This window comes from Enterobacter sp. SENG-6, assembly GCF_001605945.1.
GTDB classification, from domain to species: Bacteria; Pseudomonadota; Gammaproteobacteria; order Enterobacterales; family Enterobacteriaceae; genus Enterobacter; species Enterobacter cloacae.
The window spans coordinates 51131-71756 of record NZ_LOMM01000007.1; the positions used below are offsets into that span (position 1 = coordinate 51131).

Annotated in this window: 24 protein-coding genes; 12 read left to right on the forward strand and 12 right to left on the reverse strand. The window is 56.5% G+C overall.

Annotation, left to right across the window (positions count from 1 at the left end; all coding sequences use genetic code 11):
• Positions 1-25 precede the first annotated feature (25 nt).
• From AX755_RS04590 to AX755_RS04620, 7 genes are all read right to left on the reverse strand, one after another.
• Positions 26-1213 (reverse strand): NAD(P)/FAD-dependent oxidoreductase, encoded by a 1188-nt coding sequence (locus tag AX755_RS04590; protein WP_062856366.1) that lies wholly within the window; start codon positions 1211-1213, stop codon positions 26-28.
• On the reverse strand, positions 1210-2136 hold the full coding sequence (locus AX755_RS04595; RefSeq protein WP_020687066.1) for a VOC family protein: 927 nt from the start codon (positions 2134-2136) through the stop codon (positions 1210-1212). Before AX755_RS04595 ends, AX755_RS04590 begins: the two co-directional genes overlap by 4 nt.
• A 78-nt stretch (positions 2137-2214) precedes the next feature.
• A complete protein-coding gene (locus AX755_RS04600) occupies positions 2215-3003 on the reverse strand; it encodes an IclR family transcriptional regulator (RefSeq protein WP_028028063.1) in 789 nt (262 codons plus the stop codon).
• A gap of 12 nt (positions 3004-3015) precedes the next feature.
• Positions 3016-3765: an SDR family oxidoreductase gene (locus AX755_RS04605; RefSeq protein WP_013098651.1), complete on the reverse strand. Its 750-nt coding sequence runs from the start codon at positions 3763-3765 to the stop codon at positions 3016-3018.
• Positions 3765-4787 carry an aromatic ring-hydroxylating oxygenase subunit alpha gene (locus AX755_RS04610; RefSeq protein ID WP_062856367.1) on the reverse strand — a complete coding sequence of 341 codons (1023 nt, stop codon included), beginning with the start codon at positions 4785-4787 and terminating at the stop codon, positions 3765-3767. Before AX755_RS04610 ends, AX755_RS04605 begins: the two co-directional genes overlap by 1 nt.
• A gap of 10 nt (positions 4788-4797) precedes the next feature.
• The gene (locus AX755_RS04615) at positions 4798-5106 is read right to left on the reverse strand and encodes a recombinase-like helix-turn-helix domain-containing protein (RefSeq protein WP_020687064.1); all 309 of its coding nucleotides are present in this window, start codon (positions 5104-5106) and stop codon (positions 4798-4800) included.
• On the reverse strand, positions 5103-5426 hold the full coding sequence (locus tag AX755_RS04620) for a Rieske (2Fe-2S) protein (RefSeq protein ID WP_013098654.1): 324 nt from the start codon (positions 5424-5426) through the stop codon (positions 5103-5105). The genes AX755_RS04615 and AX755_RS04620 overlap by 4 nt, the downstream gene beginning before the upstream one ends.
• Positions 5427-5840: 414 nt before the next feature.
• On the opposite strand from AX755_RS04620, the gene AX755_RS04625 reads away from it, so the two are divergent.
• Positions 5841-7052 carry an MFS transporter gene (locus AX755_RS04625; RefSeq protein ID WP_062856368.1) on the forward strand — a complete coding sequence of 404 codons (1212 nt, stop codon included), beginning with the start codon at positions 5841-5843 and terminating at the stop codon, positions 7050-7052.
• Positions 7053-7055: 3 nt separating this feature from the next.
• On the opposite strand, the gene speB is transcribed toward AX755_RS04625, so the two are convergent.
• From speB to AX755_RS26020, 4 genes are all read right to left on the reverse strand, one after another.
• Positions 7056-7976, reverse strand: coding sequence for an agmatinase (gene speB, locus AX755_RS04630; protein ID WP_062856369.1), 921 nt, complete (start codon positions 7974-7976; stop codon positions 7056-7058).
• Positions 7977-8187: 211 nt separating this feature from the next.
• On the reverse strand, positions 8188-10164 hold the full coding sequence (speA, locus tag AX755_RS04635) for a biosynthetic arginine decarboxylase (protein WP_014833212.1): 1977 nt from the start codon (positions 10162-10164) through the stop codon (positions 8188-8190).
• A gap of 8 nt (positions 10165-10172) precedes the next feature.
• Complete coding sequence (yqgB, locus tag AX755_RS24285; RefSeq protein ID WP_127312443.1) at positions 10173-10304, reverse strand: acid stress response protein YqgB; 132 nt, start codon at positions 10302-10304, stop codon at positions 10173-10175.
• A 94-nt stretch (positions 10305-10398) separates the two neighbouring features.
• The gene (locus AX755_RS26020) at positions 10399-10542 is read right to left on the reverse strand and encodes a hypothetical protein (RefSeq protein ID WP_419763060.1); all 144 of its coding nucleotides are present in this window, start codon (positions 10540-10542) and stop codon (positions 10399-10401) included.
• Positions 10543-10967: 425 nt separating this feature from the next.
• On the opposite strand from AX755_RS26020, the gene metK reads away from it, so the two are divergent.
• The 8 genes from metK (at position 10968) to ruvX (ending at position 18042) form a co-directional block, all read left to right on the forward strand.
• Positions 10968-12122: a methionine adenosyltransferase gene (gene metK, locus AX755_RS04645; RefSeq protein WP_013098658.1), complete on the forward strand. Its 1155-nt coding sequence runs from the start codon at positions 10968-10970 to the stop codon at positions 12120-12122.
• A gap of 350 nt (positions 12123-12472) precedes the next feature.
• A complete protein-coding gene (galP, locus tag AX755_RS04650) occupies positions 12473-13870 on the forward strand; it encodes a galactose/proton symporter (protein ID WP_020687062.1) in 1398 nt (465 codons plus the stop codon).
• Between the two features lie 58 nt (positions 13871-13928).
• A complete protein-coding gene (locus AX755_RS04655) occupies positions 13929-14426 on the forward strand; it encodes a SprT family zinc-dependent metalloprotease (protein WP_003860035.1) in 498 nt (165 codons plus the stop codon).
• A 94-nt stretch (positions 14427-14520) separates the two neighbouring features.
• A complete protein-coding gene (endA, locus tag AX755_RS04660; RefSeq protein ID WP_062856370.1) occupies positions 14521-15228 on the forward strand; it encodes a deoxyribonuclease I in 708 nt (235 codons plus the stop codon).
• A 52-nt stretch (positions 15229-15280) separates the two neighbouring features.
• Positions 15281-16012, forward strand: coding sequence for a 16S rRNA (uracil(1498)-N(3))-methyltransferase (rsmE, locus tag AX755_RS04665; protein WP_013098662.1), 732 nt, complete (start codon positions 15281-15283; stop codon positions 16010-16012).
• 19 nt (positions 16013-16031) lie between these two features.
• The gene (gshB, locus tag AX755_RS04670) at positions 16032-16979 is read left to right on the forward strand and encodes a glutathione synthase (RefSeq protein WP_023620782.1); all 948 of its coding nucleotides are present in this window, start codon (positions 16032-16034) and stop codon (positions 16977-16979) included.
• Positions 16980-17065: 86 nt separating this feature from the next.
• Positions 17066-17626: a YqgE/AlgH family protein gene (locus AX755_RS04675; protein WP_013098664.1), complete on the forward strand. Its 561-nt coding sequence runs from the start codon at positions 17066-17068 to the stop codon at positions 17624-17626.
• Positions 17626-18042 (forward strand): Holliday junction resolvase RuvX, encoded by a 417-nt coding sequence (gene ruvX / locus AX755_RS04680; protein ID WP_006811925.1) that lies wholly within the window; start codon positions 17626-17628, stop codon positions 18040-18042. The genes AX755_RS04675 and ruvX overlap by 1 nt, the downstream gene beginning before the upstream one ends.
• Positions 18043-18052: 10 nt before the next feature.
• Here ruvX and AX755_RS04685 read toward each other — a convergent pair whose 3' ends face one another.
• The gene (locus tag AX755_RS04685; RefSeq protein WP_062856371.1) at positions 18053-19033 is read right to left on the reverse strand and encodes a type IV pilus twitching motility protein PilT; all 981 of its coding nucleotides are present in this window, start codon (positions 19031-19033) and stop codon (positions 18053-18055) included.
• Between the two features lie 17 nt (positions 19034-19050).
• Here AX755_RS04685 and AX755_RS04690 point away from each other — a divergent pair, with 17 nt between their 5' ends.
• The 3 genes from AX755_RS04690 to yggU are packed head-to-tail and all read left to right on the forward strand — an operon-like array spanning position 19051 to position 20624.
• Entirely contained in the window at positions 19051-19752 is a 702-nt protein-coding gene (locus AX755_RS04690; RefSeq protein ID WP_023620785.1) for a YggS family pyridoxal phosphate-dependent enzyme, read from the forward strand.
• A 21-nt stretch (positions 19753-19773) separates the two neighbouring features.
• The gene (locus AX755_RS04695) at positions 19774-20340 is read left to right on the forward strand and encodes a YggT family protein (RefSeq protein WP_013098667.1); all 567 of its coding nucleotides are present in this window, start codon (positions 19774-19776) and stop codon (positions 20338-20340) included.
• Positions 20337-20624: a DUF167 family protein YggU gene (gene yggU, locus AX755_RS04700; RefSeq protein WP_020687057.1), complete on the forward strand. Its 288-nt coding sequence runs from the start codon at positions 20337-20339 to the stop codon at positions 20622-20624. The genes AX755_RS04695 and yggU overlap by 4 nt, the downstream gene beginning before the upstream one ends.
• Positions 20625-20626: the final 2 nt, after the last annotated feature.

Below are 20626 nucleotides of genomic sequence, written 5' to 3' on the forward strand. Positions count from 1 at the left end.
GTCTCCCCCTACGGGTGCGGGTTAGCTATCGCAATGACATCAGTGAAAAAGTTGGGTCGGCGAGCGGCACGTCTGATAAATCCCGCCCGGCCGCCATCCAGCGCTTCGCCAGCTTGACGGTGCGCGCATCGTTGAACGCCACCAGTTGCGTCAGACGCCCGTTTTCGTCCAGCGAGAAGTACAGCGCGTCTTCACGCACTATGGTGCGGCTGCCCGGCTGCGGAATGCCGAGGATCTGAATGTTGTGCTGGTATTGATCCGACCACAGCCACGGCGCGTCGTCATAGCCTGCGGCATCGGGGTTAAGCATCGCTTTTGCCGCCGCCACCGCCTGATTCTGGGCGAAGGCCCAGGACTGAATACACAGGCCGTAATGATGATGCTGTGCCACATCCCCGGCAGCGAAGATGGACGGATCCGACGTGCGGCCCTGCGCATCCACCACGATCCCGCGTTCGGTTTGCAGCCCCGCGTCGCGGGCCAGCTCCAGATTGAGATCGACGCCGATCCCTACAACCACCGCATCAAAGGTTTCACGTTTGCCGTCACAGTGAATGACCGGCAGGCCGTTATCGTCCTCCAGCTCCAGCGCGCCGCAGCCAGTTCGGATCTCCACGCCCTGCTCACGGTGAATGGTCTCTAAGCGCTGCGATACCTCGCCGCTCACCGAGCGCATGCACAGCGCAGGCTGCTGCTCGAACAGGGTGACCGCGACGCCGCTTTTGCGCGCAGAAGCGGCAATCTCCAGGCCTATCCAGCCGCCGCCCACAATCGCCAGCTTTTGACTTTCCGCAAGCCGACGTTTCAGGCGCTGCGCGTCCTGCCAGTGGCGGAGGGTGTAGACCTGCGGATGCACAGACCATGCCTCGCCCGGCAAGCGCGCCCGCCCTCCGGTGGCAATTAAAAGTATGTTGTAACTAAGATGTTCGCCGTTGCTTAAACGCACCGTTTTTGCGTTGCGGTCAATCTGCTCCGCGCGCAGCGGACGGTACCAGGTCAGATTCAGCGCCTGCTGAGCCTCTTCAGTAAAGAGTCGCGGAAGCGTCGCGTCCGTCTCCAGCAGAGCCGCCTTCGACAGCGGCGGACGTTCATAGAAATCCCACGCCTCTTCCGCCACCACGCAGATCTCACCGTCAAAGCCCTCGTCGCGCAGGGTTTTCGCCGCCCAGCCTCCCGCCTGACCGCCACCAATAATGACAATGCGCGACGTCATACCGCCTCCGGTTTTTTCTGCTGGCGGCGCGTGTCGTGATCGATCCCGCCTTCCACCGCCCACTCGGTAAAGGAGACCAGCGAATGCTCCAGCTCGCGCGGCTGCCAGTTTTCCGTCAGGTAGTCGTCATTGGTGTAATACTCGAACGCCCCGCCGGTCGGGCTGTTGACGTACCAGAAGTAGGCTGACGACACCGGATGGCGGCCGGGTCCGATAAACGTGCTCCAGGCGTTTTTGTTCATCGCAATCCCGCCGCCGATCACTTCGTGAATATCGCGCACGGTAAAGGCCACGTGGTTCAGGCCGCGCTTGCGGTTCGGCAGCTGCAGCAGGAACAGGTTGTGATGACCCCCGCGCACGCCGCAGCGCAGAAACACGGCGCGGTTGATGTAGCGGTCAGAGACCTGGAAGCCGAGCACCTCGCGGTAAAATGTCTCCACCGCCGCGAGCTCCTCCACGAAGAACACCACGTGCCCCACGTTAATGGGCTGGGCGCGATCGTAAACCGGGCTGGGGGTGTCGATACGGCGAGCGTCGCCCCACTGGTTGATCGGCTCAACATTCAGTTCCACCTCGGTCTGCTGGCTGACCTGCACACGCAGCGTCATGCCGTTCGGGTCAAGACACTCCAGGGCATCACCCACTTCGCGAAAGCCGGGCTGCTGCGCAAGCTTCGGGCGCAGCGCATCCAGATCTGACTGTGCGGCAACCGCCCATGTCATGCGGCGCAGGGTGTTGCCCGCTTCAAACGCCGGGGGCAGGTCGGGGCTGTCGATCGGGTTAAGTTCCACGCGCGCGCCGCTCAGGGTGGTAAAACGCTGGCCGCTGGCATCGCCCGTCAGGCCAAAATCACGCATAAATTTGGCGCAGTGCGTCAGGTCTTCAACGCCAAATTCCAGCTTTTCAATTCCGGTTACACTCATCGTTCGTTGCCTCATCTGGCCCAAATTGGGCGTAAAACATGCCCGACGCAGCAAAGCGCCTGACGTTAACTCACTGATTTAACTGGCCTGTGATAAATACCCTAAGAAGCCAGAAATTTTGTCCGCCGCCAGACGAACCTCGTTTTGCAGTCGCTCGCGGTCGGCTTGTGGGATCTCTTCCGACGGCACCAGAATGCTCACTACCGCCGCCACGCGATGGCTTCGGTCAAACACCGGATAAACGATGGAGGAGATACCGTGGCGGAAGAAGGATTCACCGATCACGTATCCGCGGGCTTTATCCTGCTGCACCATCTGCCACAGGGCTTCACGATCGTGAAGCTGACCCGGCGTGTTGCCCGGCAGGCGCTCCTGCGGGAACAGCTGTTCGAAATCGGCGCGGGAAATATCGGTCAACAGCATGCGGCCAAGCGAGGTGCAGTGCACCGGCAAACGGGTACCAATGCTGACCTGGTTGATGCGTGATCCGGCGGCGCTGACGCGGGCGATGTAGATGATGTCGCGCCCGTCGCGGATCGCCAGATGGCTGCTGCACTGACTCACGTCGCGCAGCTGTTCAATCACCGGCTGACCCACCTGCGCCACATCCAGCGAGGCGATGTACTCAAAGCCCAGACGCAGCACGTTCATGCCGAGCGAGAAGGTATTGGTACGGGTGTTGCGCTCCAGAAAGCCCATATACTCCAGGGTCTGCACCACGCGGTAGGCGGTGGCCTTCGGCATATCCACCAGCCGGTGCAGCTCGGCAAAGGTCAGTTCGCGATGCTGCTCGCCAAAGGCTAACAGCAGCTGCAGGCCACGCTCCAGCCCCGGTACCAGATACTTCACTTCCTGATCGTTTGCCATCATCGCCCTACCTTAGTTAAAGACAAAACCGCCGTTGACCGGGATCAGCTGCCCGGTGATAAACCGCGACAGATCGCTTAACAGCCAGACCACGCTGCCGGTGACATCTTCCGGCTGCTGTGCCCCCGTTAACGCCCGGCCGTTTTCGTAGAGTTGGTGTCGTTCGGCGGGAACATATTCCGTTGCCTCGACGCGGGTCAGCCCCGGCGCGATGGCGTTGATTCGAATACGCTTTTCACCAAGCTCGCGCGCCATTGAGCGGGTCATGGCAATCACGGCCCCTTTGCTGGCCACGTAGGCCATCAGGCGCGGCGCACCCCAAAGTGCTGTGTCGGACGCCACGTTCACGATCCCTGCGCCATCGCGCAGCAGCGGCACGGCGGCGCGCGTCACCAGCCAGGTGCCTTTGACGTTGACGCGCATTACCCGGTCCCACAGATCCGGGTCGTAATCGAGCATGTTTTTGCCGCCCACGCCGGTCGCCATCGCCGCGTTATTTACCAGCCCGTCAATCTGCCCCTGCTCGCCAATCGCATTGAACACCTGCTCAATGGAGGCCGGATCGGCGAGATCGATAACGTGCGATTCGATCGTAAAACCCTGTGCCCGCAGAGCGTGTGCGCTTTCGGCCAGCTCGCCTTCAAGAATGTCGCACATCACCACCGCGGCGCCCTGCTCCGCGCAGGCGCTGGCGAAGTGATAGCCCAGCCCGCGCGCGGCGCCGGTCACCACAATGCGTTTTCCGCTCAGCAGCGCATTCATCAGGCCGCTCCCTGCTGCGCTTCACGCATCGCCAGTTGCTCTTTAGCGGCCTTTTGCATCATGCGGCGCAGGCGCGAGAGGCCGACATCGTGCTGGTACAGGTATTCATGGTCGCGGACGTTTGGCGCCAGGCTTTCCAGCACCACGCGGTCCTGCTCCAGCACCTCCCAGTGCAGTTTTTCCAGGCGGTTACGGTACATGAATCGCCACATATCGCGCTGCCAGCCCTGTACGCGGCGGATACGCCAGAAGAAGACGCGGCAGTTGTCGTTATCTTCCGGCACCACCATGCCAACGATGAAGAAGTGGCCACCCGGTCCGAAACGCTTCTTATAGGGAATGGAGAGTCGCATCCAGCAGGTGCCACTATTGCCCAGCTCCACCCAGTCGAAGTTGACGCCGCTCTGCCCTTTTTTCTCGAAGATAAAGCCGGTCTTCGTCGGCTGCAGGACCATGTCGGCCTTGCGATCCCCTTCCGCCATCGAGTGCGAGGAGGAGTGGAGATACGTACCGTGCATTGGATCCATCACGTTTTCCAGCGCGTACTGGTAGTTACATTTCCAGGCTGCGGTGCAGAGGAAGTTGCTGAAATGTTCCGTGTCGGCGAGTTCATCCGGGAAGGTCAGCTCGTCCGGCTGCTGATCGGCGGTGACGCCAAACCACAGGAAGATGGCACCGTGCGCCTCCTGCACCTGATAGCTGCGCACGCACTGCTGGCCGACCAGCGGACATTTGTCCACGGCGGGCACGTCTTTCACTTCACCGTTTCCCGCCACTTCCACGCCGTGATACCAGCAGGCGATGCGGTCGCCAAGGTTCCAGCCCATCGACAGACGCGCGCCGCGGTGCGGACAGCGGTCTTCCAGCGCCTGCACCTGACCATCTTTATTGCGCCAGACCACAATCTGTTCGCCCAGACGAGTAATGCCCACGGGCGCAGACTGCACTTCCCAGCTCGCCAGCACCGGATACCAGAGGCCACGCAGACCTTTATCGAGATAGTTTTGTACGGTAGTTGTCATCGCGTCGTCCTCAGTAGCCGTTAACCTGTAAGAATGCCTGGAAGCTGGCGTCGCTCCACGGCTCGCCCTGCTGGTCATGCATGCGCACCGCGTTCAGCCCGTTGACCAGCTCCGGCAAGGTTTCAACGCCCTGCTCAAAGAGATCTTCCAGCGTGGCGATAAGGCTCATTTCCCAGTTTTCCGGCACCCGGCTGCGGGTCTGCCAGATCAGGTTCTGATACTCACCCGGTTTATGAATGGCACCGTTCCCGCCCTCTGCCGGGGGCGTAAACTGGCGGCTTTCAGGCAGCGCCGGGTTGAAGTTCAGGATGTCGCTCATGCCACGGTCTCCTCGACAAAAGTAATCTGGATTTGGTTTTCAAATACCCGAACCGGGTAGCGGTTGAGGTTTCGGCCGCCGGGGCCGTGCAGGCACTGGCCGGTTTTGACGTCGAACACCGCCTCGTGCAGCGGGCATTCCACTTTGCCGTCCTCGACAAAGCCCTGACTCAGCAGCGCATAGGCGTGCGGGCATACGTCTTCCAGCGCGTAATATTCGCCGTCGATTAAATAAACGCCGATCTCTTTACCTTCAACGTTGCCGCTAAAAGGGAAATCTTCCTGTACTTGTTCTGCGTCACATACGCCTATCCAGCTCATCACGATCCTCCAGGCTTTTGTTTCATATATGAAACTCTGTTTCTTATTTAATACGGTCAATATAAAAGCGATGAATGTTTCGTCAAGCATCAATGTGACGAATTTGTTAATCAATCGACAATTAATAAGCTAAGTGTGCAAGGGATCACGAAAAAATGCAGCGATATGAAATTTTCATTATTAAGGCGTGAATGAATACGTTTTAGTGATGAACTCAAAGCGCAAATAAAAAATATTGACTTCTTTTCTTTTTGTTCCTTAAAAATAAACAACTGAAAAAGCACCGTGTTTCACCTGTGAAACACATTTAAAAATACATCTTTAAAAACAACAAGTTTCACTGGTGAACCATTTTACATCCGTGACAATCACATTGATAAAAATATAAATGCGAGAACGCATAAGGCGGGCAATATGACGGCAAGATGGCAAGGCACAATTGCACTGTTATTTCTCATTATTATTTCCTACATTGACCGGGTAAATATCTCGGTGATGATTTTAAACCCGGAATTTGCCGAACATTTTCAGTTAAATGAAAACAGAATGTTACAAGGAATGTTAATGACCTGCTTTCTTCTGGGTTATGGATTATCGGCTTTATTATTAACACCGGTTATCGAAAGCAAACTGCATTATCGACATGGATTATTAAGCAGCATTGCGATTTGGGCTCTGGTCTGCGCCATTTCTCCCTTACTCGGATCGCTAATGGGAATGCTCATCGCCCGTGTGATTCTGGGGATCGCTGAGGGACCGCTCTTTTCACTGAAAACCCGCTTTATCAGCGATAACTTTCGTGCGGAAGAGGTTGGCAAACCCAACGCCGTGACCGCACTGGGCGTCTCGCTCGGTCTGGCTGTGGGCTTTCCGCTGGTGACCTGGCTGATGGCCCATCTGGGCTGGGCCGGATCGTTTTATGCGCTGGCGGCAATCAACCTGGTGCTCGGTGGCGGCCTGATCTGGCGTTTCCTGCCGGCACCGCGCGGTACAGTAAAAATGCACAAACGGGGGCTTGCAGAGACAGTGATGCTTGCGTGGCAAACCCCGCTGTTGGGCTGGATCCTGCTGGTTGAAATCGCCACGCTGAGCTATCTCTGGGGGAGCAGCGCCTGGCTCCCGGCGTGGCTACGCGACGAACATCACTTCTCGCTGCACGCCACGGGCATGCTCGCGGCCATCCCCTTCCTGTTGAGCCTGGGCTCAAAATTCCTTGGCGGGGTACTGCTCGATAAAATGCGGCCGGAACAGGCACCGCTGCTGTTTGTCGCGGGCGGGGCGCTGACGGCATTGTCCGTGATCGCGCTGATGCTCAGCCATCAGCCTGCCTGGCTGGCGCTGTTTATGCTGTCGGCTAACGTCTTCTGGGGACTTCAGGGCGCGGCCATTCCGGCGGTGATCCAACATCACGCCCCGCGGGAGGCGGTGGGAAGCGCGTACGGCATCATTAATGGGATCGGCAATATTTGTGCCGCCTTTATTCCACTGCTGATGGGGATGGTGATGAGATCGGTGGGGTCGGTCAGCTCTGGCTTTTCCGTGCTGGTGGTGTCGCAGATTATCACTCTGCTGGCGGGGGGAATGTTGCTGCTGCGCATGCGTCGCGCAGCAGCAATCAGCGCGTAAGGCTTATTCGCCTTTTTTCGCAGCCTGGATATAGAGCATTTCCAGTGCCAGGGTCGCCGCGGCCAGCGCGGTGATCTCGGACTGGTCATAGGCAGGCGCCACTTCCACCACGTCCATCCCGACAATGTTCAGATCCTTCAGGCCGCGCACCAGTTTGATGGCGCGGTCTGAGGTCAGCCCGCCGATCACCGGCGTACCGGTGCCCGGCGCAAACGCCGGATCCAGACAGTCGATGTCGAAGGTCAGGTACACCGGCATATCACCGACGATCTGCTTAACCTGCGCGATGATGTCATCCACACCGCGATCGTTCACCTGACAGGCGTCCAGTACGGTGAAGCCGTTGTCTTTGTCAAACTCGGTACGGATACCGATCTGCACGGAGTGGTTAGGATCGATCAGACCTTCATTCGGCGCGGTGTAGAACATGGTGCCGTGGTCGAACTCGCAGCCGTTCGCGTAGGTGTCGGTATGCGCATCGAAGTGCACCAGCGCCATTTTACCGAAGTGTTTCGCGTGGGCGCGCAGCAGCGGCAGGGTCACGAAGTGGTCGCCACCGAAGGAGAGCATGCGTTTACCGGCAGCCAGCAGTTTCTCGGCGTGGGCCTGCAGCTTTTCGCTCATTTCACGCGCGTCACCGAAGGCGTACACCAGGTCACCGCAGTCCACCACGTTCAGGCGTTCGCGCATGTCGAAGTTCCACGGGAAGCGGTTATGCTCCCAGGCCAGGTTGGTGGAAACCTGACGGATCGCCGCCGGGCCGTGACGACCGCCCGCACGGCCTGATGTGGCCACATCAAACGGCACGCCGGTGATCACCCAGTCAGCATCGCTGTCGTACGGCTGGAAGTTCATCGGAAGGCGTAAAAAACCAAACGCGTTAGATACCAGAGAGTTGTCGTACTGATGACCTAAAGTGCTCATGTCCTGACCTCTTTTAAAGTCGATGCGTTAAAAACAGATGAAAAAAAATCCCCTCCGCGTCGTTAAACCCGACGAGGAAGGGATTGATTCGTAAATCGCTTATTGGGGCGAATTATCGCCGTTAATTCATACGGGTTCAAGTGAGTATAGGGCATTGTGCGGTCTTTGCCCCTCACCCTAACCCTCTCCCACAGGGAGAGGGAGGTTTGCCTTATTCGTCTTCCAGGTAGGTGTACCCGTACAGACCCGCTTCAAACTCTTCCAGGAACTGCTGCTGCAGCGCGTCATCCAGACCGGTGTTTTTCACCTGATCGCGGAATTGCGTCAGCAGGGTTTTCGGATCCAGCTGCACGTATTCCAGCATGTCCGCCACGGTGTCACCTTCGTCAGACAGCTCCACTTCCACGCTGCCGTCAGGGAAGACAAACACGTCAACCGCTTCGGTATCACCGAACAGGTTATGCATGTTGCCAAGGATCTCCTGATACGCGCCGACCATAAAGAAGCCCAGCATTGGCGGGTTCTCCGGGTCGTATTCCGGCATTGGCATGGTCGTTGCGATACCGTCGCCGTCAACATAGTGGTCGATGGCACCGTCGGAGTCACAGGTGATGTCCAGCAGCACCGCACGACGTTCCGGGGCGTGATTCAGCCCTTCCAGCGGCAGAACCGGGAACAGCTGATCGATACCCCAGGCATCCGGCATCGACTGGAACAGCGAGAAGTTGACGTAAATCTTGTCCGCCATACGTTCCTGCAATTCGTCGATAATCGGACGGTGCGCACGGTTGCTCGGGTCCAGCTGTTTCTGCACTTCATGGCACATGTTCAGATAAAGCTGCTCGGCCCACGCGCGCTCCTGCAGGCTAAAGGTGCCTGAAGAGTAGCCGACGTGAATATCATGCAGGTCCATCTGGCTGTCGTGCAGCCATTCGCGCAGTGAACGGCGCGTGCCCGGCTCGTGCATCTCCTGCCAGGTTTCCCACATGCTTTGCAGCGAACGCGGGGCATCGTCTTGCGGAGGCGTCGCTTCGGTGATTTCGCTGCGCTCAACGCCGATGATGTTCGAGACCAGCACCGTATGGTGCGCGGTCACCGCGCGGCCAGACTCGGTGATCACCGTCGGGTGCGGCAGGCCGTGCTCTTCACAGGCATCGCCAATCGCCCAGATAATGTTGTTCGCGTATTCGTTCAGGCCGTAGTTCACGGAGCAGTCGGACTGCGAGCGGGTACCTTCATAGTCCACGCCCAGGCCGCCACCCACGTCAAAGCACTGAATATTGACGCCGAGCTTGTGCAGCTCAACGTAGAAACGCGCTGACTCACGCACGCCGGTAGCGATATCACGAATGTTGGCCATCTGCGAACCGAGGTGGAAGTGCAGCAGCTGAATGCTGTCCAGACGACCGCGCTCGCGCAGAATTTCCACCAGCTGCAGTACCTGGTTTGCCGCCAGACCGAATTTAGATTTTTCACCGCCGGAGGACTGCCATTTACCGGAACCCTGCGAGGCCAGACGCGCACGCACGCCAAGACGTGGCACCACGTTCAGGCGCTCGGCTTCTTCCAGCACGATAGCGATTTCTGTCATCTTCTCGATAACCAGATAGACCTTATGGCCCATCTTCTCGCCAATCAGCGCCAGACGAATGTATTCACGGTCTTTATAGCCGTTACAGACGATCACTGAACGGGTCATGCCCGCATGCGCCAGTACGGCCATCAGCTCTGCTTTTGAACCCGCTTCCAGGCCCAGCGGTTCGCCGGAGTGGATCAGGGATTCAATGACGCGGCGGTGCTGGTTCACCTTGATGGGGTAAACCAGGAAGTAGTCGCCTTTGTAACCGTAAGATTCACGCGCACGCTTGAACGCGGCGTTAATAGAACGCAGACGGTGTTGCAGGATCTGCGGGAAGCAGAACAGTGCAGGCAAACGCTGGCCCTGCGCCTCACGTGCTTTCACCAGTTTGGCGAGATCCACGCGCGCTTCAGGGACGTCCGGGTCCGGGCAGACGCTGATGTGGCCCAGCTCGTTGACGTCGTAGTAGTTATTGCCCCACCAGGCAATATTGTAAGTGCGCAGCATCTTGCTGGCTTCCTGGGAGCTCATCGCAACCTCCTGCATGGAACGTAGTACACCCTGTTCGCCCGCTGACGAAGGCGAAAAAGAAGACATGTCGTCAGACATAGCGAACCTCAACTCTTTGTATTAAGTGTAAAACAGTTGACTACTATCGCAGCGTTATACGGCGATAACAACCCATAAACGGCTCCGTTTCCCAGCAGAGTATGCTGAAATCCAGACCGTGCGACCGGTTTCTTATTCATATCATTGTAAAACACGTATCCGAACTCTGTATGACAAGGTTCGGCGAAACCACGAGAAAACTCTTGTATTAACAAGAGCGCCCTTGTTCAGTTTTCACAAAGCGTGACCGGCTCTGGAATCCTGAGAAGCGCCGAGATGGGTATAACATCGGCAGGTTTGCAGACTAGAAGTGCGGGTTGCGGGAATCAAATGCGCGCCAGAACGGCTGCGCTGAATTAGCGGAAAACGATGGTTCATTATCTCGTATCACCTCCACGGCCGCCTCTGCTGAAACGGACCACAAGCCAAAGCTAAAAGTTCACTGCTTAACCCGGCTGGAAGTGGCGACACGATGAGTTCATCGAGCGCTTTTTTGGTATGAGCCGCGCGCCGCGTTTTATACCGAGAACAGGGGTAAAAAGCAAAAGATAAATACGCGGGTTGCCAGGAGCGTCAGGAAAAATTTCCAGTAATGAATTCAACTCAGTGAGAGCGTTGTCAAAAAAAACTGGAAATCGGGCGAAGAAGTGACCTAAAATAGCCATCCAGATGTTAATCCATCTATACTGATTAACACTCATACTGCCAGTGTCAAAAAACCTGCGGCCTTGGTAGAATTATCTCCTTTGGCTATTCCACACAGCAGCTTGAGCTAACCAAATTCCTCTTAGGTGAAATAAAACATGGCAAAACACCTGTTTACGTCCGAGTCCGTATCAGAAGGACATCCTGATAAAATTGCTGACCAAATCTCCGATGCGGTGCTGGATGCGATCCTGACTCAGGATCCGAAAGCGCGCGTAGCGTGTGAAACCTATGTCAAAACCGGCATGGTTCTGGTTGGCGGTGAGATCACCACCAGCGCATGGGTTGATATCGAAGAGATCACCCGTAACACGGTACGTGAGATCGGTTATGTACATTCTGATATGGGCTTTGATGCCAATTCCTGCGCGGTTCTGAGCGCAATTGGTAAACAGTCTCCAGACATCAACCAGGGCGTTGACCGTGCCGATCCGCTGGAACAGGGCGCGGGCGACCAGGGCCTGATGTTCGGCTATGCAACCAACGAAACCGACGTGCTGATGCCAGCACCGGTGACTTACGCGCACCGTCTGGTGCAGCGCCAGGCTGAAGTGCGTAAAAACGGCACCCTGCCATGGCTGCGCCCGGATGCAAAAAGCCAGGTGACCTTCCAGTACGACGACGGCAAAATCGTCGGCATTGACGCGGTGGTTCTGTCTACCCAGCATGCCGAAGATATCGATCAGAAATCCCTGCAGGAAGCAGTGATGGAAGAGATTATCAAGCCTGTTCTGCCAACCGAATGGCTGAGCAGCGCAACTAAATACTTCATCAACCCAACCGGACGCTTTGTGATTGGTGGCCCAATGGGTGACTGCGGTCTGACCGGTCGTAAAATCATCGTTGATACCTACGGCGGCATGGCGCGTCACGGTGGCGGTGCATTCTCCGGTAAAGATCCATCAAAAGTGGACCGTTCTGCTGCTTACGCTGCACGCTATGTGGCGAAAAACATCGTTGCTGCAGGCCTGGCTGACCGCTGTGAGATCCAGGTTTCCTACGCCATCGGCGTGGCAGAGCCAACCTCCATCATGGTTGAAACCTTCGGTACTGAAAAAGTGCCTTCAGAACAGCTGACCCTGCTGGTGCGCGAGTTCTTCGACCTGCGTCCATACGGCCTGATTCAGATGCTGGATCTGCTGCACCCAATCTACAAAGAAACCGCTGCATACGGTCACTTTGGTCGCGAACATTTCCCATGGGAAAAAACCGACAAAGCCGCTCTGCTGCGTGAAGCTGCCGGTTTGAAGTAATCGACTACCCGCTGCTTAAACAGGCCAGCCTTTGTGCTGGCCTTTTTTATGGCGGGTGGCGGCAATGTTTGGAACCGCTTACACCTCACTTTCTATACCCCGCTTTCAGAATATTCTCTTTGCATGATCGCCTTTCTTCTGCTGTTACATTTCCTTTCAGTTAAGTCTGAAATTCAAACAAACGCGATGCACATCAATTAATTTACCTCTATATTTTCAAAGCTTTAATTATTTTTACGGTTGCAGCTTAGTGTAACCGATTACACCATTGTGATTTGTCTCACATATTTTTACGGGTCGCTCACCTACCCTTAACATCGATAAAACTGATAACCCAACTGGAGGGCATAATGCCTGACAATAATAAACAGGGGCGTACGTCCAACAAGGCGATGACTTTCTTCGTCTGCTTCCTTGCCGCCCTGGCAGGATTACTCTTTGGCCTGGATATCGGCGTGATTGCCGGCGCTCTTCCCTTCATCGCAGACGAATTCCAGATTAACGCACATACCCAGGAATGGGTGGTCAGCTCCATGATGTTTGGCGCGGCCGTCGGGGCCGTCGGCAGCGGCTGGCTCTCTTTCAAACTGGGACGTAAAAAGAGCCTGATGATTGGCGCGATCCTCTTCGTCGCCGGTTCCCTCTTCTCTGCCGCCGCTCCTAACGTTGAAGTGCTTATTCTTTCCCGCGTGCTGTTGGGGCTGGCCGTGGGCGTCGCGTCTTATACCGCGCCGCTTTACCTGTCAGAAATCGCGCCGGAGAAAATCCGCGGCAGTATGATTTCGATGTACCAGCTGATGATCACCATCGGTATTTTGGGCGCTTACCTGTCCGATACCGCGTTCAGCTACAGCGGCGCATGGCGCTGGATGCTGGGCGTGATCATCATTCCAGCCGTTCTGCTGCTGATTGGCGTCTTCTTCCTGCCGGACAGCCCGCGCTGGTTTGCCGCCAAACGCCGCTTCCACGATGCTGAACGGGTACTTTTGCGCCTGCGAGATACCAGCGCAGAGGCGAAGAACGAGCTGGAAGAGATCCGCGAAAGCCTGAAGGTGAAACAGTCTGGCTGGGCGCTGTTCAAAGAGAACAGCAACTTCCGCCGCGCGGTGTTCCTTGGCGTGCTGTTACAGGTAATGCAGCAGTTCACCGGGATGAACGTCATCATGTATTACGCGCCAAAAATCTTTGAACTGGCGGGTTATACCAATACCACCGAGCAGATGTGGGGCACCGTGATCGTGGGGCTGACCAACGTGCTGGCGACCTTCATCGCGATCGGTCTGGTCGACCGCTGGGGACGTAAGCCAACGCTGACCCTGGGCTTCCTGGTGATGGCCGCCGGTATGGGGATTCTCGGTACCATGATGCACATGGGCATTCACTCTCCAACCGCGCAGTACCTGGCGGTAGGTATGCTGCTGATGTTTATCGTCGGGTTTGCAATGAGTGCCGGTCCGCTGATTTGGGTTCTGTGCTCTGAAATCCAGCCGCTGAAAGGGCGTGATTTCGGTATCACCTGCTCTACCGCGACCAACTGGATTGCCAACATGATCGTCGGTGCCACGTTCCTCACCATGCTCAACACGCTGGGTAATGCGAACACCTTCTGGGTCTACGCCGGTCTGAACCTGTTCTTTATTGTTCTCACCGTCTGGCTGGTTCCTGAAACCAAACACGTTTCACTGGAACACATTGAACGTAATCTGATGAAAGGTCGTCCGCTGCGCGAAATCGGCGCACACGACTAATCCTCTTGCGGGAGGCGCCTCTTGCGCCTCCCCGCTTCGCGCTTTATGCTCTGCCCCTATGAAAGCACCCCGTCTCCCCATCGCCATTCAGCAAGCCGTTATGCGCAGCCTGCGGGAAAAACTCGCCCAGGCCAACCTGAAGCTCGGCCGTAATTATCCGGAGCCGAAACTCGTCTACCAGCAGCGAGGAACCGCGGCGGGTACCGCCTGGCTGGAATCCTATGAGATCCGCCTGAACCCGGTTCTGATGATGGAAAACCAGCAGGCGTTTATCGAGGAGGTGGTACCGCACGAACTGGCACACCTTCTGGTATGGAAACACTTCGGCCGCGTGGCTCCGCACGGCAAAGAGTGGAAATGGATGATGGAGGCGGTGCTCGGCGTTCCGGCACGCCGGACTCACCAGTTTGAACTGGAATCGGTACGCCGTAATACCTTCCCCTACCGCTGCCAGTGCCAGCAGCATCAGCTCACCGTTCGTCGCCATAATCGTGTGGTACGCGGCGAGGCAACCTACCGCTGCGTGAAGTGCGGCGAGCCACTGGTCGCAGAATAACCAACTGAACTTTCAGGAACTTTCCTGATCTGGCTGATTGCATACCGGAACAACTTTCGCTACGTTGCGGGCTCGTTTTGACACGGAGTGTAAGATGTCCCGTAATTTCTCTCTCGCGGTTGCCTTTTTGACAACGGCCTTCTCCGGCCAGGCTCTGGCCGACGGTATCAACAGTTTTTCCCAGGCCAAAGCGGCAGGCGTGAAGGTCAACGCCGACGTGCCGGGCGATTTCTACTGTGGCTGCAAAATTAACTGGCAGGGTAAAAAAGGGATCGTTGACCTTGAATCCTGCGGCTATAAGGTGCGTAAAAACGAAAACCGCGCCAGCCGCATCGAGTGGGAACATGTGGTTCCGGCATGGCAGTTTGGTCATCAGCGCCAGTGCTGGCAGGATGGCGGACGTAAAAACTGCGCCAAAGATCCGGTCTATCGTCAGATGGAAAGCGATATGCACAACCTGCAGCCGGCGGTTGGCGAAGTCAATGGCGATCGCGGCAACTTTATGTACAGCCAGTGGAACGGTGGCGAAGGTCAGTATGGCCAGTGCGGTATGAAGGTTGATTTTAAAGAGAAAGTCGCTGAGCCACCCGCCCGGGCACGCGGCAGCATTGCCCGCACGTACTTCTATATGCGCGATCGTTACAACCTCAACCTTTCCCGCCAGCAAACCCAACTGTTTAACGCCTGGAATAAACAATACCCGGTCACCGAGTGGGAATGTCAGCGCGACGAACGCATCGCCAGGGTCCAGGGGAATCATAACCCTTACGTCCAGCGGGCTTGCCAGGCGCAAAAGAGCTAACCTACACTAGCGGCAATTCGCTTACACAGCATGACACATGGAATTTTTGACTATGCGTATTCCTCGCATCTATCACCCTGAACTGATTACCGCTGGCCGCGAAATCGCCCTGTCTGACGATGCCGCCAACCACGTTGGCCGCGTGCTGCGCATGGGGGCAGGCCAGGCGATTCAGCTGTTTGACGGCTCCAACCAGGTTTTCGACGCGGAAATTACGCGGGCGGATAAAAAAAGCGTGCACGTCAATGTGCTGCGCGGCGAAATCGATGACCGTGAATCGCCGCTGCACATTCATCTGGGCCAGGTGATGTCGCGCGGGGAAAAGATGGAGTTCACCATTCAGAAATCCATTGAACTGGGTGTAAGCCTCATTACGCCACTTTTTTCTGAGCGCTGCGGCGTTAAACTGGACGCGGAACGTCTGAACAAGAAGATCCAGCAGTGGCAGAAAATTGCCATTGCTGCCTGCGAACAGAGTGGCCGCAACCGTATTCCGGAGATCCGCCCGGCGATGGACCTGGAAGACTGGTGTGCAGAAGAGGAGAGCGGGCTCAAGCTTAATCTCCATCCGCGCGCCAGCGCCAGCATCAATACGTTGCCGCTGCCCGTTGAGCGTGTACGCCTGCTGATTGGCCCGGAAGGCGGCCTGTCGGCAGATGAAATTGCCATGACGGCGCGTTACCAGTTTACTGATATTCTGTTGGGACCTCGCGTTCTGCGCACTGAGACAACGGCACTCACAGCCATCACCGCGCTACAGGTGCGGTTTGGCGATCTGGGTTGACCCATTAACGGAGAAGAACATGATCAAGCTCGGCATCGTGATGGACCCCATCGCAAACATTAACATCAAGAAAGATTCCAGCTTCGCCATGCTGCTGGAAGCGCAGCGTCGCGGCTATGAGCTCCACTATATGGAGATGAACGATCTTTATCTGATCAACGGTGAAGCCCGCGCACGCACCCGCATCGTTAACGTCGAGCAGAATTACGACAAATGGTACGAATTCGGCAGCGAGCAGGATATTGCGCTCGCCGATCTCAACGTCATCCTGATGCGTAAAGATCCTCCGTTCGACACCGAATACATCTACTGCACCTATATCCTTGAGCGCGCAGAAGAAAAAGGGACGCTTATCGTCAATAAACCGCAGAGCCTGCGCGACTGCAACGAGAAGCTCTATACCGCCTGGTTCTCCGATCTGACGCCGGAAACGCTGGTGACCCGCAGCAAAACACAGCTTAAGGCATTCTGGCAGAAGCACGGTGATATCATCATGAAGCCGCTGGACGGCATGGGCGGTGCGTCTATTTTCCGCGTAAAAGAAGGCGACCCGAATATCGGCGTGATTGCCGAAACGCTGACCGAACTGGGTACGCGTTACTGCATGGCACAGAACTATCTGCCCGCGATTAAAGATGGCGATAAACGCGTCCTGATCGTGGATGGTGAACCCGTGCCTTACTGCCTGGCACGTATCCCGCAGGGGGGCGAAACCCGTGGCAATCTGGCGGCCGGTGGCCGTGGTGAACCGCGTCCGTTAACCGAAAGCGACTGGGAAATTGCCCGCCGCGTCGGCCCAACGCTGAAAGCCAAAGGCCTGATCTTTGTTGGCCTGGATATCATTGGCGATCGTCTGACCGAAGTGAACGTTACCAGCCCGACCTGCATTCGTGAAATTGAAGCGGAATTCCCGGTCTCGATCACCGGAATGCTGATGGACGCCATCGAAAAACGTCTCCAGAAATAACTTACCAATACTATTAGTGACAGCACCCCGGTTTGTCCGCATACTGGGGCTGTCGCTTTTTAAACCAGGAAACAGTACCTCTGACAATGAATTTACAGCATCACTTTCTTATTGCCATGCCTGCTCTCCAGGACCCGATTTTCCGCCGCTCCGTGGTTTATATTTGTGAATACAATGAAGACGGCGCGATGGGCATTATCATCAACAAACCGCTGGAAAACCTGCAGGTTGAAGGGATTCTGGAAAAGCTGAAAATTACAGCTGAAGCGCGCCTGCCGGAAATCCGTCTTGATAAACCGGTAATGCTGGGTGGCCCCCTTGCAGAGGATCGCGGTTTTATCCTGCATACGCCGCCCATTTTCTCTTCCAGTATTCGTATCTCTGACAACACGGTAATCACCACCTCCCGCGATGTGCTGGAAACGCTGGGCACCGCAGAGCAGCCTTCCGAAGTGCTGGTGGCACTGGGTTACGCCTCCTGGGAGAAGGGTCAGCTTGAACAGGAGATCCTGGATAACGCCTGGCTCACCGCACCTGCGGATATGAATATCCTGTTTAAAACCCCTATCGCCGATCGCTGGCGTGATGCGGCGAAACTGATTGGCATTGATATTCTGACCATGCCAGGCGTAGCGGGGCACGCGTAATGAGCGGCACACTTCTGGCCTTCGACTTTGGCACGAAAAGCATTGGCGTCGCCGTCGGCCAGCGTATCACCGGCACCGCTCGCCCGCTCACGGCCCTTAAGGCGAACGACGGCACACCGGACTGGAACCTCATTGAGCGTCTGCTCAAAGAGTGGCAGCCAGACGATGTGATTGTCGGTCTGCCGCTGAACATGGATGGCACTGAACAGCCGCTTACCGCCCGCGCGCGTAAGTTTGCCAATAAAATCCACGGTCGCTTTGGCGTTTCCGTGAAACTCCACGACGAACGATTGAGTACCGTCGAAGCGCGTGCCGGCCTGTTTGAGCACGGGGGTTTCCGCGCACTCAACAAAGGCAGCGTCGATTCGGCTTCTGCCGTCATTATCCTCGAAAGCTATTTCGAACAGGGTTACTGAGCGCCGGGGCTTACAACCGCCCCTGCGCCCGTCGCTCTGCCAGGCTCTGGTCAAAGTTCTGCATCCCCGCCTGCTGACCGGTTTGAATAATCCCGGGCAACTGCCACGTTTTACCTTCGCGGATAAGGTTCGCTGCCGCTGGCGTATTCACCAGCAGCTCATACAGCGCGACGCGCCCACCCTGCAGGTCGGGAAGCAGTCTTTGCGCCAGCACCGCCCGCAGGCTGCCGGCCAGCTGATTACGCACCGGGTCTTTCTCCTGCGCCGGGAACGTATCGACCAGCCGTTCAATCGCCTGAGAGGCACCGCGCGTGTGCAGCGTCGCCAGCACCAGATGCCCGGTTTCAGCGGCCGTCAGCGCCAGGCGGATCGTTTCGCTGTCGCGCAGTTCTCCCAGCAGGATGACATCCGGATCTTCACGCAACGCAGCGCGCAGCGCCTCGGCAAATGAGAGACTGTGCAGGCCAATCTCTCGCTGCTGAATCAGGCAACGTTCACTCTGATAGACAAACTCCACCGGATCTTCCAGCGTCAGAATATGCCCATCCGTCTGGTGATTAAGAAAATCCACCAATGCCGCAAGGGTGGTAGATTTGCCGCTGCCGGTTGCCCCCGTCACCAGTATCAGCCCACTGTCGTGGGATAAGAGTTCCGGGATAGCCCGGGGAACACCCAAAGCGGAGAGCTGCGGACAGGCCCGGGGCAACAGGCGTAGCGTGATGGAGTTGCCCTTCATCTGTTTAAAGGCGCTTGCGCGCAGGCGCTGGTTTCCCGTAAGGGTCACGGCAAAATCCACCTGCCCGCTTGCCCACCATGCCCCCTGCTGCTCATCGTTGAGCCACGTTTTCAGTAACGCATCCACATCGGGAGAGGGAAAGGGAGCCGGTTCAAGGCGGCCTACTCTGCGCCAGCGCGGTGGCGAATCACTGCACAGGTGTAGATCGGAGACATTATGCTTTACACTAAGGGCCACAATTTCTTCCACATCCATACATTACTCCTCGGAAAATGAACAACATTGCGCATAACCTGGCACAGGTCCGGGACAAAATCTCAGCCGCAGCAACACGTTGCGGCCGTGCTTCAGAAGAAATTACGTTACTTGCAGTGAGCAAAACCAAGCCTGCGAGCGCCATCGCAGAAGCGATTGATGCAGGCCAGCGTGCATTTGGTGAAAACTACGTGCAGGAAGGCGTGGATAAAATTCGCTACTTCCAGGAGCAGGGGAATACCGGCCTGCAATGGCACTTTATTGGCCCACTGCAGTCGAATAAAAGCCGTCTGGTGGCAGAGCACTTTGACTGGTGCCATACCATCGACCGTCTGCGCATTGCCACACGTCTGAACGATCAGCGCCCGGCGGAGATGCCCGCGCTTAACGTGCTGATTCAAATCAACATCAGTGATGAAAACAGCAAGTCCGGCATTGCGCTGAGCGAGCTGGATGCGCTGGCGGCTGAAGTGGCCGCGCTGCCGCGCTTAACCCTGCGCGGTTTGATGGCAATCCCGGCGCCTGAGTCAAGTTATGAAAGGCAGTTTGCCGTGGCACAGCAAATGGCTGTAGCATTTGGGGCGCTTAAAGCGCGCTACGAAACGGTAGACACGCTTTCTCTGGGCATGTCGGATGATATGGAAGCCGCCATCGCGGCAGGCAGCACTATGGTGCGCATCGGCACGGCAATATTCGGTGCGCGCGACTACACCCAATAATAAGGAAACCTGAGGAACGCCATGAAGACGTTGACTTTCCTGCTCTCAACGGTCATTGAGCTGTATACGATGGCGCTTTTGCTGCGCGTCTGGATGCAGTGGGCCCGCTGTGATTTTTATAACCCGTTCTCGCAGTTTGTCGTGAAAATCACCCAACCTGTTGTGGGGCCGCTGCGCCGTATTATTCCGGCGATGGGCCCCATTGACAGCGCATCTCTGCTGGTAGCGTTTATTCTGAGCGTTATCAAAGCGATTGTGCTGTTTATGGTCATCACCTTCCAGCCGATCATCTGGATTGCTGCCGTCCTGATCCTGATTAAAACCATCGGTCTGCTGATCTTCTGGGTGCTGCTGGTCATGGCCATCATGAGTTGGGTCAGCCAGGGCCGCAGCCCGGTGGAATATGCACTGATTCAGCTGGCGGAACCGCTGCTGCGCCCTATCCGCAACCTGCTCCCGTCAATGGGCGGCATCGACTTTTCCCCGATGATCCTGGTTCTGCTGCTGTATGTCGTTAATATGGGCATTGCCGAGCTGTTACAGTCCACGGGCGATATGCTGCTGCCGGGGCTGTGGATGGCGCTATGAGTGCAGTAAGCACCTGCACTGATGGGCTGGTTTTACGGCTGTATATTCAGCCGAAAGCCAGCCGTGACAATATTGTTGGACTGCATGGCGACGAGTTAAAAGTCGCCATCACCGCCCCACCGGTAGATGGCCAGGCAAATGCGCATCTGACCAAATATCTGGCAAAACAGTTTCGCGTTGCTAAAAGCCAGGTCATCATAGAAAAGGGTGAACTTGGGCGGCATAAACAGGTAAAAATCCTTAATCCGCAATCCATCCCGACGGAAGTCGCGGCTCTGATTTAACA